The 18,224-nt window shown below is 61.6% G+C and carries 15 protein-coding genes; 11 read left to right on the top strand and 4 right to left on the bottom strand.

All coding sequences use genetic code 11. From position 1 onward, the window contains the following. The first annotated feature begins 85 nt into the window (after positions 1–85). Positions 86–2,008, top strand: a complete 1,923-nt coding sequence (locus J4P02_RS10330) for an ATP-binding cassette domain-containing protein (protein ID WP_426189733.1) — start codon at positions 86–88, stop codon at positions 2,006–2,008. Between the two features lie 79 nt (positions 2,009–2,087). Here the strand turns inward: J4P02_RS10330 and J4P02_RS10325 are convergent, their stop codons facing one another. After that, entirely contained in the window at positions 2,088–2,525 is a 438-nt protein-coding gene (locus J4P02_RS10325) for a universal stress protein (protein ID WP_426189731.1), read from the bottom strand. A gap of 101 nt (positions 2,526–2,626) precedes the next feature. Between J4P02_RS10325 and J4P02_RS10320 the strand changes: the two genes are divergently transcribed. The 8 genes from J4P02_RS10320 to J4P02_RS10285 all read left to right on the top strand — a co-directional run bounded on the left by J4P02_RS10320 (position 2,627) and on the right by J4P02_RS10285 (position 12,141). Next, entirely contained in the window at positions 2,627–3,064 is a 438-nt protein-coding gene (locus J4P02_RS10320; protein ID WP_426189729.1) for a hypothetical protein, read from the top strand. Between the two features lie 537 nt (positions 3,065–3,601). Beyond that, positions 3,602–5,749, top strand: a complete 2,148-nt coding sequence (fadB, locus tag J4P02_RS10315; RefSeq protein WP_426189727.1) for a fatty acid oxidation complex subunit alpha FadB — start codon at positions 3,602–3,604, stop codon at positions 5,747–5,749. A 28-nt stretch (positions 5,750–5,777) separates the two neighbouring features. Then, entirely contained in the window at positions 5,778–6,953 is a 1,176-nt protein-coding gene (gene fadA, locus J4P02_RS10310) for an acetyl-CoA C-acyltransferase FadA (RefSeq protein WP_426189725.1), read from the top strand. Between the two features lie 99 nt (positions 6,954–7,052). Then, positions 7,053–7,289, top strand: a complete 237-nt coding sequence (locus J4P02_RS10305) for a DUF1653 domain-containing protein (protein WP_426189723.1) — start codon at positions 7,053–7,055, stop codon at positions 7,287–7,289. Positions 7,290–7,403: 114 nt separating this feature from the next. Beyond that, a complete protein-coding gene (gene topA / locus J4P02_RS10300; protein ID WP_426189721.1) occupies positions 7,404–10,016 on the top strand; it encodes a type I DNA topoisomerase in 2,613 nt (870 codons plus the stop codon). 164 nt (positions 10,017–10,180) lie between these two features. Then, positions 10,181–10,705 carry a DUF6586 family protein gene (locus J4P02_RS10295; RefSeq protein ID WP_426189719.1) on the top strand — a complete coding sequence of 175 codons (525 nt, stop codon included), beginning with the start codon at positions 10,181–10,183 and terminating at the stop codon, positions 10,703–10,705. Positions 10,706–10,754: 49 nt separating this feature from the next. Beyond that, positions 10,755–11,768, top strand: a complete 1,014-nt coding sequence (locus J4P02_RS10290; RefSeq protein ID WP_426189717.1) for a hypothetical protein — start codon at positions 10,755–10,757, stop codon at positions 11,766–11,768. Positions 11,769–11,907: 139 nt separating this feature from the next. After that, the gene (locus tag J4P02_RS10285) at positions 11,908–12,141 is read left to right on the top strand and encodes a hypothetical protein (RefSeq protein WP_426189715.1); all 234 of its coding nucleotides are present in this window, start codon (positions 11,908–11,910) and stop codon (positions 12,139–12,141) included. 107 nt (positions 12,142–12,248) lie between these two features. Here the strand turns inward: J4P02_RS10285 and sulA are convergent, their stop codons facing one another. After that, positions 12,249–12,722 carry an SOS-induced cell division inhibitor SulA gene (gene sulA, locus J4P02_RS10280; RefSeq protein WP_426189713.1) on the bottom strand — a complete coding sequence of 158 codons (474 nt, stop codon included), beginning with the start codon at positions 12,720–12,722 and terminating at the stop codon, positions 12,249–12,251. A 10-nt stretch (positions 12,723–12,732) separates the two neighbouring features. Beyond that, positions 12,733–13,338, bottom strand: a complete 606-nt coding sequence (gene lexA, locus J4P02_RS10275; RefSeq protein WP_426189711.1) for a transcriptional repressor LexA — start codon at positions 13,336–13,338, stop codon at positions 12,733–12,735. A gap of 250 nt (positions 13,339–13,588) precedes the next feature. On the opposite strand from lexA, the gene J4P02_RS10270 reads away from it, so the two are divergent. Further along, entirely contained in the window at positions 13,589–14,296 is a 708-nt protein-coding gene (locus J4P02_RS10270; RefSeq protein ID WP_426189709.1) for a TetR/AcrR family transcriptional regulator, read from the top strand. Positions 14,297–14,494: 198 nt separating this feature from the next. Next, complete coding sequence (nagZ, locus tag J4P02_RS10265; protein ID WP_426189990.1) at positions 14,495–15,493, top strand: beta-N-acetylhexosaminidase; 999 nt, start codon at positions 14,495–14,497, stop codon at positions 15,491–15,493. Positions 15,494–15,526: 33 nt separating this feature from the next. Here the strand turns inward: nagZ and J4P02_RS10260 are convergent, their stop codons facing one another. Further along, positions 15,527–18,217, bottom strand: coding sequence for an SNF2-related protein (locus tag J4P02_RS10260; protein ID WP_426189707.1), 2,691 nt, complete (start codon positions 18,215–18,217; stop codon positions 15,527–15,529). Positions 18,218–18,224: the final 7 nt, after the last annotated feature.

Here is an 18,224-nt window from a genome sequence, read left to right as displayed (position 1 = left end):
GCCGCTGGTGCCATCGGCGGCGAAATAGCCGGCCTTATAAGGGCGCAAGTCAGGTAGAATGCGCGCCCGGTTTTTGGAGAACAACATGACCCTGCTCAAATTCAGCGATGTGTCCCTTGCTTTCGGCGCCATGCCGCTGTTGGACAAGGTGTCCTGGCAGATCGCCCGTGGTGAGCGGGTGTGCATCATCGGCCGTAACGGTACTGGCAAATCCAGCATGATGAAGCTGGTCAAGGGCGATCAGAAGCCCGATGACGGCTCCGTATGGCGCGCACCCGGTCTGAAGATCGGCGAATTGCCCCAGGAATTGCCGGTGGCCGACGAGCGGACCGTGTTCGACGTGGTCGCCCAGGGCCTGGACGGCGTTGGCGAGTTGCTGGCGCAGTACCACCACCTGAGCCAGAACATCGTTACCGACGCTGATCTGGAAAAACTGATGCACGTTCAGCACGACCTCGAAGCGCGTGACGGCTGGCGCCTGCAGCAATTGGTGGACAGCACCCTGAGCCGTCTGCAATTGCCCGCCGACAAGACCCTTGCCGAGCTGTCCGGTGGCTGGCGCCGTCGCGTGCTGCTGGCCCAGGCCCTGGTGTCCGAGCCCGACCTGCTGCTGCTGGACGAGCCGACCAACCACCTGGACATCGGCGCCATTGCCTGGCTGGAAGAGGCGCTGAAAGACTTCCAGGGCGCGGTGCTGTTCATCACCCACGACCGTTCCTTCCTGCAGAACCTGGCCACCCGCATCCTCGAACTGGATCGTGGCGGCCTGATCGACTGGAATGGCGACTACGCCAGCTTCCTGGTGCACAAGGAAGCCATGCTGGCGGCGGAAGAAACCGCCAACGCGCTGTTCGACAAGCGCCTGGCCCAGGAAGAAGTGTGGATTCGCCAGGGCATCAAGGCCCGGCGGACCCGTAACGAAGGTCGCGTGCGTGCCCTCAAGGCACTGCGTGTTGAACGCAGCGAGCGTCGCGAGCGCACCGGCAAGGCCAACATCCAGTTGGAAACCGCAGACAAGTCCGGCAAGCAGGTGATGGTGCTGGAGAATGTCAGCTTCGCGCATCCGGACGGCCCGTTCCTGGTCAAGGACTTCTCCATGGTCCTGCAGCGCGGCGACCGTATCGGCCTGCTGGGAGCCAACGGCACCGGCAAGACCACCCTGCTCAAGTTGATGCTCGGTGGCCTGGTGCCCAGCAGTGGCAAGGTGGAAGAGGGCACGCGGATCGACGTCGCCTACTTCGACCAGTTGCGCCATCAGCTGGACCTGGAAAAGACCGTGATCGACAACGTTGCCGAAGGTCGTGACTTCATCGAGATCGATGGTCAGAGCCGGCACGTGCTGAGCTACCTCGGCGATTTCCTGTTCAGCCCGCAGCGTGCGCGCACGCCGGTCAAGGCGCTGTCCGGTGGTGAGCGTGCGCGGTTATTGCTGGCCAAGTTGTTCAGCAAGCCGGCCAACCTGTTGGTGCTCGATGAGCCGACCAACGACTTGGACGTGGAAACCCTGGAGCTGCTGGAAGAAGTGCTGTTGACCTTCCAGGGCACCGTACTGATGGTCAGCCACGACCGGGCGTTCCTCGACAACGTGGTGACCAGCACCCTGGTCTTCGAAGGTGAAGGCAAGGTTCGCGAGTATGTCGGTGGCTACCAGGACTGGCTGCGCCAGGGCGGTTCGCCGCGGCTGTTGGGCGTGACCGAGAACAAGTCTGGCAAGGCCGAGCTGAATTCTGCGGTGGTGGCCCCGGTACCGGCTGCGGCCCCGGCGCCCGTGCAGGAAGCGCCGGCGGCGAAAAAGAAGCTTAGCTACAAGTTGCAGCGCGAGCTTGAGGCATTGCCTGGGCAGATCGATGCCATGGAGCAGCAGATTGCCGCAGTCGAGGCGGAAATGGCCGATGGCGGTTTCTACCAGCGTCCGGCGACTGAAACCGCGGCGGTGATTGCCCGCCTGGAGCAGTTGAACGCCGAGCTGGAGCAGATGGTCGAGCGTTGGGCCGAGCTGGATGCCTGAGTGATCGGCGGTTGATAAAAAGCCCGACTTCAGAGTCGGGCTTTTTGTCGGGGCTGCTACCGCCTGCGCGGTTGCGGATTCAGCGTTTGGCCAGGTGTACCGCCAGCACGTCGCAAGGCGCGCCATGCAGGACGTCATTGGCGGTGGAGCCCAGCAGCAGCGCCAGGCCGTGACGACCATGGCTGCCGACCACGATCAGGTCGCATTCCTGTTCCTTGGCCAGGTGATGAATCTCCTGGCGCGGCTGGCCATAAGTCAGGTGGCTGTATTCCTTGGTCAGCTCCGGATACTTGTTGATCAGCCGGTCCAGGCGCTCCCTGGCCTGGTCGAACTGCTGCTGTTGCAGCTGCGACAGGTCCATGGGCACGTCGCCCCCGAAGGCCATGGCCATGGGTTCGACAATGTGCACCAGGGACAGTTTGGCCCCACTGCTCACCGACAGCTCGCGGGCGCGGTGGATAACAGGATCGCACTCTTCGGTTAGATCTACGGCGACCAGAATGTGGTGGTAGGACATGAGGCGCTCCTCCTGAGGATTGCAATAGCTTCAAGTATGGCTGGTTTCAAGCGGGTTGGTTCCACCCGGTTCCCGCTCATGAAAAAATCGAGAGTACTGATATGACGGTCTTGATAGTGGTGTCAATCCTTGCGGTAGTGCTGAGTCCCCTGGCCTGGCTGCGACCTTCACGGCGCCAGAACGCTCAGATCGCCCTGCGCATGGAGGCGCGGCGCATGGGCCTGGCCATGCAACTGGCGCCCCAGGAGTGGCCGCACTGGCTGGGCCAGGAGCCGCCCAATCCTTGCCCGCAATACCACCGGCCGCGACGCAGTGCGCAGGCGGCTTGCTGGAGTTACTGGCAGGTGGAGCCGGGCAATTGGTGCAATCAGTGGCGCGAGCCCTGCGTCGATGAGTCACTGCTGTCGCACCTGCAGAGCTTGCCGGCAGGAGTGTTCAAGGTCGAGGCGGACCGCCAGATGATCGCGCTGTACTGGAACGAGCGTGGCGAGACCCGTGTCTTGCAGGATATTGCCGCAGTACTCAAGGCCCTGGCCTGAGTCGGCGGGGAGGGCGCATTGGGCAATAAAAAGCCCGACTGAGCATCGGGCGGGATGGCCAGGCAGGCCGGTAATCTCCTTGAAACCACCTTCGGGTGGTTTTTTGCTGTCTGGGGTTTGCTCCTGCTGCGCTTTGGCTGGGCATTTCTTCAGATTTCTTCCCAGCGTAGCCGTTCTTTCTCTGCACCGATGGGCGATTTAGGGAGCTTTTTCTAAATATAGCCCCTATGAATGGTTATAAATGCAGGGGCGTGTTGATCGTCCAGGGGGGGCGCCGGAATGACCGCAAAGTCGCGTTTCAAACAGTGTTTTGTACGATTGACAATTGTCGGGTTTTCCCTGAATGTGGCGTACCCAAATCAAACGGGCGTATGAAATGAGCGTTTGTATCTCAGGCGGCTCTATACAGATTCCCGACTATCGCGTTGGCGGGTGTGCCTGGCGGATTGGCGTTAGCATCGACGGTGACGTCCATGCCAAGCCTGAAGTTAGCGTCCGACGTGTACTGTTCAGCTTCCATATCGTGGAGATCAGTTGATGATTTACGAAGGTAAAGCCATCACGGTTAAGGCTCTTGAAAGTGGCATCGTCGAATTGAATTTCGACCTCAAGGGTGAGTCCGTCAACAAGTTCAACCGTCTAACCCTGAACGAACTGCGTCAGGCTGTTGACACCATCAAGGCAGATGCTTCGATCAAGGGCGTGATCGTCAGCAGTGGCAAGGACGTGTTTATCGTCGGCGCCGACATCACCGAGTTTGTCGACAACTTCAAGCTGCCGGATGCGGAGCTGGTGGCTGGCAACCTCGAAGCCAACAAGATCTTCAGCGATTTCGAAGACCTCAATGTGCCCACCGTGGTCGCGATCAATGGCATCGCCCTGGGTGGCGGCCTGGAAATGTGCCTGGCCGCGGACTACCGCGTCATGTCCGCCAGCGCCAAGATCGGCCTGCCGGAAGTCAAGCTGGGCATCTACCCGGGCTTCGGCGGCACCGTGCGCCTGCCGCGCCTGATCGGTACCGACAACGCCATCGAGTGGATTGCCGCCGGCAAGGAAAACCGTGCCGAAGACGCGCTGAAAGTGGGCGCAGTCGACGCTGTGGTCGCTCCTGAGAAACTTCAGGAAGCCGCCCTGGCCCTGGTCAAAGGCGCCATTTCCGGCGAATTCGACTACAAGGCCAAGCGCCAGCCAAAGCTGGAAAAACTCAAGCTCAACGCCATCGAGCAGATGATGGCGTTCGAAACCGCCAAGGGTTTTGTGGCTGGCCAGGCTGGCCCGAACTACCCGGCGCCGGTCGAAGCGATCAAGACCATCCAGAAAGCCGCCAACTTCGGTCGCGACAAGGCCCTGGAAGTGGAAGCCGCGGGCTTCGTCAAGCTGGCCAAGACCTCGGCCGCACAGAGCCTGATCGGCCTGTTCCTGAACGATCAGGAGCTGAAGAAAAAGGCCAAGGCCTACGACGAGATCGCCAAGGACGTGAAGCAGGCCGCCGTACTCGGTGCCGGCATCATGGGTGGCGGCATCGCCTACCAGTCGGCGTCCAAGGGCACGCCGATCCTGATGAAGGACATCAACGAGCACGGTATCGAGCAGGGCCTGGCGGAAGCCGCGAAACTGCTGGTAGGCCGCGTTGATAAAGGTCGCATGACCGCAGCGAAAATGGCTGAAGTGCTCAACGGCATTCGTCCGACCCTGTCCTACGGTGACTTCGGCAACGTCGACCTGGTGGTCGAAGCCGTGGTCGAGAACCCCAAGGTCAAGCAGATCGTGCTGGCCGAAGTGGAAGGCCAGGTCAAGGAGGACACCATCCTGGCGTCCAACACCTCGACCATTTCCATCAGCCTGCTGGCCAAGGCCCTCAAGCGTCCGGAAAACTTCGTCGGCATGCACTTCTTCAACCCGGTGCACATGATGCCGCTGGTGGAAGTGATTCGTGGCGAGAAGTCCAGCGAGCTGGCGGTTGCCACCACCGTTGCCTACGCCAAGAAAATGGGCAAGAACCCGATTGTGGTCAACGACTGCCCGGGCTTTTTGGTCAACCGCGTGCTGTTCCCCTACTTCGGCGGTTTCGCCAAGCTGGTCAGCTCCGGTGTGGACTTCGTGCGCATCGACAAGATCATGGAAAAATTCGGCTGGCCCATGGGCCCGGCGTACCTGATGGACGTGGTCGGCATCGACACCGGCCACCACGGCCGCGACGTGATGGCTGAAGGTTTCCCGGATCGCATGAAAGACGACCGTCGTTCCGCGATCGACGTGCTCTACGAAGCCAAGCGCCTGGGCCAGAAGAACGGCAAGGGTTTCTACGCTTACGAAACCGACAAGAAGGGCAAGCAGAAAAAGGTTGCCGATCCATCGGTGCTGGAAGTGCTCAAGCCGATCGTCTACGAGCAGCGTGAAGTCACCGACGAAGACATCATCAACTGGATGATGATCCCGCTGTGCCTGGAAACCGTTCGTTGCCTGGAAGACGGCATCGTCGAGACCGCTGCCGAAGCGGACATGGGCCTGGTCTACGGTATTGGTTTCCCTCCATTCCGTGGCGGTGCGCTGCGCTACATCGACTCCATCGGTGTTGCCGAGTTCGTTGCCCTGGCCGACCAGTACGCCGATCTGGGCGCGCTGTACCACCCGACCGCGAAGCTGCGTGAAATGGCCAAGAACGGCCAGAGCTTCTTCGGTTAAGCGCCCACACTAGAGCGAGAGTGAACATATGAGCTTGAATCCTAGAGACGTCGTGATTGTCGACTTCGGTCGTACTCCGATGGGCCGCTCCAAGGGCGGCATGCACCGCAACACCCGCGCCGAAGACATGTCGGCGCACCTGATCAGCAAACTGCTGGAGCGCAACACCAAGGTCGACCCGGCGGAAGTCGAGGACGTGATCTGGGGCTGCGTCAACCAGACCCTGGAACAGGGCTGGAACATCGCCCGCATGGCGTCGCTGATGACCCAGATCCCGCACACCTCGGCTGGCCAGACCGTTAGCCGTCTGTGTGGCTCCTCCATGAGCGCCCTGCACACCGCGGCGCAAGCGATCATGACCGGCAACGGTGACGTGTTCGTGGTCGGCGGCGTCGAGCATATGGGCCACGTGAGCATGATGCATGGCGTGGATCCGAACCCGCACCTGTCCCTGTACGCGGCGAAAGCCTCGGGCATGATGGGGCTGACCGCCGAGATGCTGGGCAAGATGCACGGCATCACCCGTGAGCAGCAGGACGCCTTTGGCGCGCGCTCCCACCAACTCGCCCACAAGGCGACCGTGGAAGGCAAGTTCAAGGACGAGATCATCCCGATGCAGGGTTACGACGAGAACGGTTTCCTGAAACTGTTCGACTACGACGAAACCATCCGTCCCGAGACCACCCTGGAGAGCCTGGCGGCGCTGAAGCCGGCGTTCAACCCCAAGGGCGGTACCGTGACTGCCGGTACGTCGTCGCAGATCACTGACGGCGCCTCGTGCATGATCGTGATGTCGGCCCAGCGTGCCCAGGATCTGGGTATCCAGCCGATGGCGGTGATCCGCTCGATGGCGGTGGCGGGTGTGGACCCGGCCATCATGGGCTATGGTCCAGTACCGGCCACGCAGAAAGCCCTGAAGCGCGCGGGCCTGGGTATTGCCGATATCGACTTCTTCGAGCTCAACGAAGCTTTCGCCGCACAGGCCCTGCCCGTGCTGAAAGATCTGAAAGTGCTCGACAAGATGAACGAGAAGGTTAACCTGCACGGCGGCGCGATCGCCCTGGGTCACCCGTTCGGCTGCTCCGGTGCGCGTATCTCCGGGACCCTGCTCAACGTCATGAAGCAAAATGGCGGCACCTTCGGTGTGTCCACCATGTGCATCGGCCTTGGCCAGGGTATCTCGACTGTCTTCGAACGCGTTTAAGCGTTGGCTTGATGGCAAACCGGGGCCCTGTGCCCCGGTTTTTGTTTTTCCGACGTTTTATTTATTTTTATTTTGAAAGAAATCTACGAGGGCCAGAGCATGCAGTTACAACCCGGGCTCTATCAGCATTACAAGGGGCCGCAGTACCGTGTCTTCAGTGTCGCGCGGCACTCGGAAACGGAAGAAGAGGTGGTGTTCTACCAAGCCCTGTATGGCGAATACGGCTTTTGGGTGCGGCCTTTGAGCATGTTCCTGGAGTCGGTCGAAGTTGACGGCGAGCAGGTCCCGCGCTTTGCTTTGGTGCAAGCTGAAGCCAGTCTTTTTTCACCGGCATAGGTGCCGGTCGCGCAGTACCCTGCGCTTGACCTCACCCTGTTGCCACTATATATAGCGGTGCCGCGTCAGGCGCCAACCGCCTCTCACTTCTCGAATTCAGGAATTTTCCGATCCATGGGCAAATCGCTGGTCATTGTGGAATCCCCGGCTAAGGCCAAGACCATCAACAAGTACTTGGGCAACCAATACGTGGTGAAGTCGAGTATCGGCCATATCCGAGACCTGCCCACCAGCGGTTCGGCTAGTGCCGCCAAGGAGCCCGCTGCCAAGCGCGGCAAGGCTGCTGCGGGCGAAGCCCCGGCCCTGTCGCCGAAGGAAAAAGCGCGCAAACAGCTGGTGTCGCGCATGGGCGTCGACCCCGAGCACGGCTGGAAGGCCAAGTACGAAATCCTTCCTGGCAAGGAAAAGGTCATCGAAGAACTGCGGCGTCTGGCCAAGGATGCCGACACCATCTATCTCGCAACGGACTTGGACCGCGAAGGGGAGGCCATTGCCTGGCACCTGCGGGAAGCCATTGGTGGTGATGACAGCCGTTACAAGCGCGTGGTGTTCAACGAGATCACCAAGAAGGCGATCCAGGAGGCATTCTCCGAGCCGGGCGAACTGGATATCCATCGGGTCAATGCCCAGCAGGCCCGGCGCTTCCTCGATCGCGTGGTGGGTTACATGGTTTCGCCGCTGCTGTGGGCAAAGATCGCCCGTGGCTTGTCTGCCGGTCGTGTGCAGTCGGTAGCGGTGAAACTGGTGGTGGAGCGCGAGCGTGAGATTCGTGCCTTCATCCCGGAAGAATACTGGGAAATACACGCTGACCTGGGTACCGCCAAGGGCTCGAATGTGCGCTTTGAAGTGGCCCGTGAAAACGGCGAAGCCTTCAAGCCGCTCAACGAAGCCCAGGCCATGGCGGCCCTGGAGAAGCTCAAGGCCTCGGCCTACAGCGTCGCCAAGCGTGAAGACAAGCCCACCAGCAGCAAGCCGTCGGCACCCTTCATTACCTCCACCCTGCAGCAGGCGGCGAGCAATCGCCTGGGCTTCGGGGTGAAGAAGACCATGATGATGGCCCAGCGTCTGTATGAGGCCGGCTACATCACCTATATGCGTACTGACTCCACCAACCTCTCGGCAGATGCCGTGGCGATGGCGCGCAGCTATATCGAAGAAGAGTTCGGCAACAAGTACCTGCCGGCCTCGCCCAATGTCTACAGCAGCAAGGAAGGGGCCCAGGAGGCGCACGAAGCGATTCGTCCGTCCGATGTGAATACCCACCCAAGCAAGCTGTCGGGCATGGAGCGTGACGCTGAGCGGCTCTATGAGCTGATCTGGCGCCAGTTCGTTGCCTGCCAGATGCTGCCGGCGCAATACCTGTCCACCACCGTCAGCGTGGCCGCTGGCGGCTTCGAGCTGCGTGCCAAGGGCCGTATTCTCAAGTTCGACGGCTACACCCGTGTCATGCCGCAAATGGCCAAGCCAGGCGATGACGATGTGCTGCCGGAGATGGCCCAGGGCGAGGTGCTGAAGCTGATCAAGCTCGACCCGAGCCAGCATTTCACCAAGCCGCCGGCGCGCTACTCCGAAGCCAGCCTGGTGAAGGAAATGGAAAAACGCGGCATCGGTCGTCCTTCGACCTATGCGGCGATTATCTCGACCATCCAGGATCGCGGCTACGTGACCCTGCACAACCGGCGTTTCTATTCGGAAAAGATGGGCGATATCGTCACCGAGCGCCTTTCCGAGAGCTTCTCCAATCTCATGGACTACGGCTTTACCGCCGGCATGGAAGAGAACCTCGACGACGTGGCCCAGGGCGAGCGTGACTGGAAGAACGTGCTCGACGAGTTCTACGGCGACTTCAAGAAGAAGCTCGAAGTGGCCGAAGGCGCGGAAAGCGGCATGCGCGCCAACCAGCCGGTGATGACCGATATTCCATGCCAGACCTGCGGTCGGCCGATGCAGATCCGCACTGCCTCCACCGGTGTGTTCCTCGGTTGCTCGGGCTACAGCCTGCCGCCCAAGGAGCGCTGCAAGGCCACGGTCAACCTGGTGCCGGGCGATGAAATCGCTGCGGACGACGAGGGTGAGTCCGAGTCCCTGGTGCTGCGTGGCAAGCATCGTTGCCCGATCTGCAGCACCGCGATGGATGCCTACCTGCTGGATGAAAAGCGCAAGCTGCACATCTGCGGCAACAACCCGGATTGCGCCGGTTACGAGATCGAGGAAGGCAGCTACCGGATCAAGGGTTATGAAGGCCCGAGCCTGGAATGCGACAAGTGCGGCAGCGAGATGCAGCTCAAGACCGGTCGTTTCGGCAAGTTCTTCGGCTGCACCAACGCCACCTGCAAGAACACCCGCAAGCTGCTGAAAAGCGGTGATGCGGCGCCGCCGAAGATGGACCCGGTGAAGATGCCCGAGCTCAAGTGCGAGAAGGTCAACGACACCTACATTCTGCGCGACGGTGCTTCGGGCCTGTTCCTGGCCGCCAGCCAGTTCCCGAAAAACCGCGAAACCCGGGCACCGCTGGTGCTGGAGCTGATTCCGCACAAGGATGAGATCGATCCGAAGTATCACTTCCTCTGCGAAGCGCCGCAGAAGGACCCGGACGGCCGTCCGGCGGTGGTGCGCTACAGCCGCAAGACCAAGGAGCAGTACGTGCAGACCGAGGTCGATGGCAAGCCCACTGGCTGGCGCGCCTTCTACGATGGCGGTAGTTGGAAGGTCGAAGACAAGCGCTAAGCGCCTGTCGGGCTGAGGGGCTGTCCTTCAGCGCAGCGACGAATTAGGCCGCATGACACCTTAGGGAGTCATGCGGCCTTTCTTTTGCCTTGCGGCCGGCCGCGGCGATCCGTGAAACTGTGCCGTCCGCATCCGGTTTTCTACTTGCAGTGGAGGCTGCCTACATGGCTCACGAGCTCTATACCCGTACCAACCAGAAGATCTATTTTGCCGGTTTGTCGCTGGAGGTACTGGCGCGTGCTGAAGAGGGCCGGGCGATGAATGCCCAGGCGCAGGTCCAGGCCGGGCGCGAATCGGTGTTGTTTCACCTGTATGGCGCCTTGCTCGGGCTCTGTCACGAGATTGCCGGGTTCTATCGCTTGCCCCAGGCCAGTGCTTCCCGGGTCGAGCAGATACTCAATCGTGAAGTGCTGGATAGCATCGCCATCCCCGAGCTGGCGGAACTGGTAGAGCTGGCGTACAGCCCACAGAGCTGGCTGGCGCAGCTGCTGACGGCTTACGGTGCGCTGTTCCAGCCGCCACGGGCACCACACAAGCCCAAGGGCGATGTGACCCAGCCGCTGATAGTGGCGCTCAATCTGGATGAGGAAGAGGTGGCGGAGGAGTTGAGTCGGGAAGAGCTGGAAAGCTGGCGGCAGAACCTCAAGGCCCTGGCCATTCGCTTTCGTGACGGCTTGAACGAGTGCTAAGTACCGGCGCCGGCTAGGCCGGTGTCGACGATTTGATCAAGGATGAGTGATGCTGTTCTTCTTGCGTGATCAGGCGCTGGTGCGCCTGTTGAATGATAGCCGGGCGCGGGTCAGTCGCGCCCGGTCCAATGCGGATCTGCTTGAGGTGCTCGACAGGCTGGAAGTCTTTCCAGGCGGGCTGAAGTTCGATCAGGTGCAGTCGATCCTGCTGCTGGTACTGGCTGGCGCTTCGCTGCTGGCGGCCTGGCTGCTTGATGACATGGGCTGGATGGTCTGGGTGGCCTTGGGTTGCGGCTATTTCAGCTACCACTTCAGGAAGGGGCTCTCTGGCAATTTGACCGATCTGGCGCAGAGCATTGCTCGCAAGTGCGCGATGTTCAGCAATGATCTGAGCGAGGCAGACAGCGACGCCGACTGGTGCTTGAAGAGGTTGAGCACTGAGTTCGCCGATTATGGTCGCGGTAATGAGCGGCGTTATATCGTTGATTCGGTCCGGGGTGTCTACCAGGGTGTGCAGTACCCCCTGGCGTTCGAGTATTACCACCTGCAGTACGTCAATTCCCGAATTGTGAGGGGCGCAGGCGGAACCAACAGGACGGTGTATGACACCTTCGATCGTTACAGTCTGGTGTTGGACTTTCCCTGGGTAAAAGGGATCTCGGTGCAATCCAATCCCCTGGAAATACCCCTTGCCGGTGAGCGTTTGCAGACCAATTGGGACGATTTCAATCGAACCTTTGTGCTGCGCGGTGTTGATCAAGCCAATTGCGAAGGCTTCGCCACGCCTGAGACCCTGGTTTTCCTGATGGTGCTGCTGCGGCACCTGGACAAGGTGAACCTGGAGTTCTCCAGCCAGGGGCACCTGTGCCTGAGCTTCGACAATGCGCATGTTATGGCCCATGCCGACCCGGGGCCGCTCAGCGATTTGCCGGCATTTCGCGAGCAGATCAAGGCGGGGATCGCGTTGCCAGGGCTGTATCCGGTGCTGGAGCTGATGCACCGACTGGCGGAGTTGCAGGGCGGCCGTATCGATTCGAAAGAGGTGCAACAGGCGGCGTCTTGACCATCGTGTCGGGATGGGTTTTCGAGGTGTTTTGGAGTGGAGAGCGGGCGGGTTGCTCTGCGGATCTGGCTGAAGATCTCAAGCCAGGGGTTGGCGATGGCTGATATAATCCCTCGCCTTTCGTGGAGACCAGACCTTTATGCCAACGTCCTTTCTAGAAATTGTCGAATTGCCAGACGGCCGTATCGAGCTGCGCAGAGCTGAGGACGAGGGTTCTCTGGTGACTTTGGATTTTTCCGAGGACGCCAAGATCTTCCTGCAAGGTCAGCATGTGGAAGTGGCCAAGGCCATGTTGAGCGTCGGTGTGCAGATGGCCGGCCGCCTGGTTGAGGGTGAAATTGACAAGGAAGACGGCCCACGGGTTCTTCACTGAGTCCGTCTATCGGGTTTCTTCCGGTCATTCGTCGTATTTGTATCGGCTTCTCAATCCTGGAGAAGCCTTGAGTCATCAGTCGCGTATTTCCAGTCAACTCCCGGTGTTTATCCCAGGCGAATATTCAAGCTTTGCGCATCGCCCGTACGTGCGGCGCTGATCAGCTGTTGCCGGGCACTACTGCTCAATGGGCTCAACCAGCTGACCACGGTATGGCTGCGACCCAGGCGCAAGGCTTCGCAGGTCAGTTGCTGCGGGCTCTGGTTGCCGCGGGGGTGCAGCAGCAGGATGCGTTCGCGGTTCAGGCCGGCGTCCCGCAGCCAGCTTTGGGTCAGGCTGGAAGGCGGCGCGATCAGGGTCAGCCAGCGGGCGTCCTGATCCTGGCTCAGCTCCCTGAGGATGGGCGCCAGAAGGTTCAGGCAGTTCCCGGTGGCACCGCGTAGCGACAGTTCGCTGAACGCTTCTGGCGCTTTGTTCCAGGGCGACTCGACCACTTCCTTGAGGGCTGGCGCCAATGGCTGGGCCAGGAATGCCTCGAACAGTGGCAGTTGTGCTTGCTGTGGGGTGTGGGGGAACTGCATGGAGCCTCCTTTAGCGGCGAATGACGCCAACGCTCAAGCCTTCGATCACCAGCTCCTGATCTTTCAGGTTGACTTCGATAGGGGCGAACTCGGGGTTTTCGGCGATCAGCCAGACCTTGCTGCCTTCGCGCTTGAAGCGCTTGACCGTGACTTCGTCGCCAATGCGCGCAACCACTACCTGGCCGTTGCGGGCCTCGCGAGTGGTATGTACCGCCAACAGGTCGCCGTCGAAGATGCCGATGTCCTTCATGCTCATGCCGTTCACCCGCAGCAGGTAGTCGGCGCGCGGGTGGAAGAAGGCAGGGTTGATGTTGCAGGACTCCTCGATGTGCTGCTGGGCCAGGATCGGCGCGCCGGCAGCTACGCGGCCGATGATCGGCAGGGTGTCGTCGTTCTTGGCTTCGAAGCCGGGGATGCGGATGCCGCGGGAGGCGCCGGGGGTCATCTCGATGGCGCCCTTGCGGGCCAGGGCCTTGAGGTGTTCTTCGGCGGCGTTGGGCGACTTGAAGCCCAGCTCCTGGGCGATTTCGGCGCGGGTGGGCGGGTAGCCGTTGTCTTCAAGGCAACGTTTGATAAAAGCCAGAATCTCAGCTTGGCGTGGCGTCAGTTTTAGCATGTCGATCGCTCTGTCTTTTTATACAGTGACTGGAATTATATACAGTGAACGTCGCTTGGCAATCCTCGTTTTATCCCGGGTGAGCGAAGGGTTCTCGCCCGACACGCGCAATCCACTGGGGCGGCAGGCTACAGAGACCGGCAGGTGTGATTAAATAGCGCGCCGGATGGCCTGTGCAGAGGCCGGCAGGCTTGACATTGCGGAGCCTGAAACGTATGTTTCAAACAAGTGTTTGTCAGGCGGAGTAGCCATGGCCCAGTCGGAAACCGTTGAACGCATTCTCGATGCTGCCGAGCAGTTGTTCGCGGAAAAAGGTTTTGCCGAAACCTCGTTGCGGCTGATTACCAGCAAGGCCGGGGTCAACCTGGCGGCGGTCAACTATCATTTCGGCTCCAAGAAAGCCCTGATCCAGGCGGTGTTCTCGCGCTTCCTCGGGCCGTTCTGCATCAGCCTCGATCGCGAGCTGGAGCGGCGCCAAGCCAAGCCGGAGAGCAAGCCGAGCCTGGAGGAACTGCTGGAAATCCTCGTCGAACAGGCGCTAGTGGTGCAGCCACGCAGCGGTAACGACCTGTCGATTTTCATGCGCCTGCTGGGCTTGGCCTTTAGCCAGAGCCAGGGCCACTTGCGACGTTATCTGGAAGACATGTACGGCAAGGTGTTCCGCCGCTACATGCTGCTGGTCAATGAAGCAGCGCCGCGTATCCCGCCCATCGAGCTGTTCTGGCGCGTGCACTTCATGCTTGGTGCGGCGGCGTTCAGCATGTCCGGGATCAAGGCGCTGCGGGCCATCGCCGAGACCGATTTCGGGGTCAATACCTCCATCGAGCAGGTGATGCGGCTGATGGTGCCGTTCCTGGCCGCGGGCATGCGTGCCGAAACCGGCGTCACCGACGAAACCATGGCCAGCGCCCAGCTCAAGCCTCGCAGCAAGTCGGCCCCGGCGGTCGCCAAGGCCTGATCTCACGGGTGGGCGCGACAGCTTACATCCGCTAAGCTAGCCGCCCATGCCGATTCTGTTTTTTTCCTCCGTGCCTTTTTCTCGTCGACGCCGCCGGTTGCCGCTGCTTTTGTGGCGATGCGGCGCGCTCCGCATTTGCGGGTTGCCATGGTTGAAGGGCCGGGGATCCCTGTTTAAGGAAATGCTATGACCGCTGGCTTGCAAGGCTCCTTGATGGTGGACGTCGCCGGTACCTGGCTGACGGCCGAAGACCGCCAACTGTTGCGTCAACCTGAGGTGGGCGGGCTGATCATCTTCGCTCGCAATATCGAGCATTCGCAGCAGGTGCGCGAGCTCTGCGCGGCGATCCGGGCAATACGCCCGGACCTGCTGCTGGCCGTGGACCAGGAAGGTGGCCGGGTGCAGCGCCTGCGCCAGGGCTTTGTCCGCCTGCCGGCCATGCGCGCCCTGGCCGACAACCCGAATGCCGAGTACCTGGCCGAGCAATGTGGTTGGGTCATGGCCACCGAAGTGCTGGCGGTGGGTCTGGACCTGAGCTTCGCCCCCGTCCTGGATCTCGATCACCAGCGCAGTGCGGTGGTGGGCAGTCGGTCCTTCGAGGGCGACCCCGAGCGCGCGGCGCTGCTGGCCGGGGCCTTTATCCGCGGGATGAATAGCGCGGGCATGGCCGCCACCGGCAAGCATTTCCCCGGCCATGGCTGGGCCGAAGCGGACTCCCATGTGGCGATCCCCAACGACGAGCGCAGCCTGGAACAGATCCGCGCCAAGGACCTGCTGCCCTTCGCCCGCTTGAGCAAGCAGTTGGCCGCGGTGATGCCGGCCCATGTGATCTACCCGCAGGTCGATGCGCAGCCCGCCGGTTTCTCCCGGCGCTGGCTGCAGGAGATCTTGCGGGGCGAGCTGCAATTTGACGGTGTGATCTTCAGCGATGACCTGTCCATGGCCGGCGCCCATGTGGTGGGAGATGCGGCGAGCCGTATCGAGGCGGCCCTGAGCGCCGGTTGCGACATGGGCCTGGTGTGCAACGACCGGGCTGCCGCCGAGCTGGCCCTGAGCGCAGCGCAGCGTCTCAAGGTACAGCCATCGCCACGGATCGCGCGGATGCGTGGCCAGGCCTTCGCCAACCTGGAATACAAGCAGGACCCACGCTGGCTGGCTGCCCTGGGCGCGCTCCGGGCGGCGCAGTTGATCGACTGATAGGATGCTTTTGCCAACCTTGGACAGGCCGCCTCAGCGGCCTGTCTGGTTTTCCGGCAGCGGCGCGAACAGCGCCTCGATATCCTCGCTCTGCAACTTCCAGTCTCCGGCCTGGCGTCCATCCAGCACACCCGCCGCCAGATCCGACTTCTCCTGCTGCAGGTGCTGGATCTTCTCTTCCACCGTGCCCCGGGCAATCAGCTTGTAGACGAACACCGGCTTCTCCTGGCCGATACGGTAGGCGCGGTCGGTGGCCTGGCTCTCGGTCGCCGGGTTCCACCAGGGGTCGTAGTGAATCACCGTATCGGCCTCGGTCAGGTTGAGGCCGACACCACCGGCCTTGAGGCTGATCAGGAAGATTTGCAGCTTGCCGCTCTGGAAATCCCGCACTGGCGTGCGCCGGTCCCGGGTCTGTCCGGTGAGCAGGGCGTAGGCGATCTTGCGTTGTTGTAGCTCGGCCTCGATCAGGCTCAGCATCGAGGTGAATTGCGAGAACAGCAGAATCCGTCGCCCCTCGTCGAACAGTTCCTCGAGCATCTCCATCAGGCTGTCGAGCTTGCCCGAGGAGCTGCCCTTGGCCGGCGCTGAGTCGTTGACCAGGCGCAGGTCACAGCACACCTGGCGCAGCTTGAGCAGCGCTTCGAGAATGATGATCTGGCTGCGGGCCACGCCCTTGCGGGTGATCTCGTCGCGCACCTTCTTGTCCATGGCCAGGCGCATGGTCTCGTAGACATCGCGCTGCGCGTCGTTGAGCTCGACCCAGTGGATGATCTCGGTCTTGGGCGGCAGCTCGGTGGCCACCTGCTCCTTGGTGCGACGCAGCAGAAAGGGCTTGATGCGCCCATTGAGGTGTTGCAGGCGCACATCGCTGGCGTGTTTTTCGATGGGCACCCGGTAGTCGCGGTTGAAGCTCTTGGCATCGCCGAGCCAGCCGGGCAGCAGGAAGTGGAACAGCGACCAGAGCTCTCCCAGGTGATTCTCCAGCGGTGTGCCGGACAGGCACAGGCGCTGCCGGGCATTGAGCTGGCGCGCGGCCTGGGCGGCCTTGCTCGACGGATTCTTGATGTACTGCGCCTCATCCAGGATCAGCACATGCAAGGGCTGCGCGGCCAGCAGCTCGATGTCCTTGGGCAGCAGGGCGTAGGTGGTCAGCAGCAGGTCGTAGTCGGCCAGTTGTGCGAAATGCTTCTTGCGCCCGGCACCGTACAAGGCCAGGACCTTGAGCCCCGGGGTGAAGTGCGCTGCCTCGTCCAGCCAGTTGGGAATCAGGCTGGTGGGCATCACCACCATGCACGGGCGGTCCAGGCGGCCGGCGTTCTTTTCGCTGAGGATATGCGCCAGGGTCTGCAGGGTCTTGCCCAGGCCCATGTCGTCGGCCAGCACGCCGCCCACTTCCAGTTGGCGCAGGGACTGCATCCAGCTCAGACCTTCCAGCTGATAGGGGCGCAGGGTGGCATTCAAGCCCTGCGGTGCGGGTGCCGAGTAATCCCGGATATCCCGCAGGCGCTGGGCGAAACTGCGGATATGCTCGCCGCCCTCCCAGAGCAATGGCAGCTCTTCCAGGGGGTTGAGGCGGGTGGCGTCGGCACTGCTCAGGCGCAGGGCGATATCGCCTGCTTCCTGCAGATAGAACTCGCCCAGGGTCGCCAGCACCGGTTTCAGCCGGCCGTAAGGCAGCGCCACTTGCAAGGGGCCGTACTGGGAATTGGGGCGGTTGGGGATATTCACCAGGATCAATTCGTCGTCGCGGCGGCGAGCCAGGCGTTCCGGATTGAGGATCTCGGTGTGCGAGCGCATCAGGTTGAGCAAGATCGGCAGCAGGCTCAGGCGCTCGCCATTGACGATGATTCCCAGTTCCAGGTCGAACCAGTCGCGCCCGGGGGCCTCGTCGACACTGGCATACCAGTCGTCCACGGTCGTCAGGTCGAAACCGAAACCCTCGTCGATCTGCAGTTCCCAGCCTTGCTGGCGCAGCTTGGGCAGCTCGTTGAGGGTGAAGGTCAGCCAGGCACTGTCATTGACCATCTCGAACAGCTCGCCGGCGCTTTCCGGCAGCGCCTTGCTCTGGCGGGTGGCGATCTTGAAGCCCAGGTTGCGCAGTTGCTCGCGCCAGGCCTGTTCCTGTTCGGTCTGGCGCTTGATCCGCAGGCTCTGCTGATCCTGGCGGATGATCAGGTCGGCATTCTTCTGCCCACTGGCGTAGTCGCCCAGGTAGTTGAACGACAGCGCGGCGCGGTGCTGGATATAGCGTTGCATCTTGCCGTTGCGCGGTTCGAAGGCGCTGAACTCGACGCTGGCCAGCCACAGGCGCGGCACGGGCTGTACATCTTCCAGCAGTTGCACAGGGGCGGCGGCAGGGCGGCGACTGTCGAGGACTGCCGAGAGTTTCTCCAGCAGCTCGGCGTCCTTGGCGGCAGCCGGGTAGGCCAGGGTTTCTTCCACCTGTAGCAGCACCGCGGCGATGTGCTTGCAGTTGCTGTGCACCGGGCAGGTGCAGTGGCTGTCGATCAACAGCAAGTTGCCCTTGCTCGACTCGCGCAGGCTGATGGTCTGCCGGTAGACATTGCCGCCGGAGCCCTCGCAGCTGGCGTTGATAGCGCTGTCTCCAGCGCTGACGATGCGCACGCGTTTTTCTGCGGCATAACGCCGGCCACGCTCCAAGGCTTGTTCCTTGAAGCGGTTGACCCAGGACGGAGCCAGGGGTTTGGTCAGGGGCGGGGTCATAGGGACT

Source organism: Pseudomonas sp. NFXW11 (assembly GCF_049887815.1).
GTDB lineage: Bacteria > Pseudomonadota > Gammaproteobacteria > Pseudomonadales > Pseudomonadaceae > Aquipseudomonas.
Note: the sequence above shows the minus strand (reverse complement) of the source record. Positions and strands in the feature narration are given on the sequence as shown.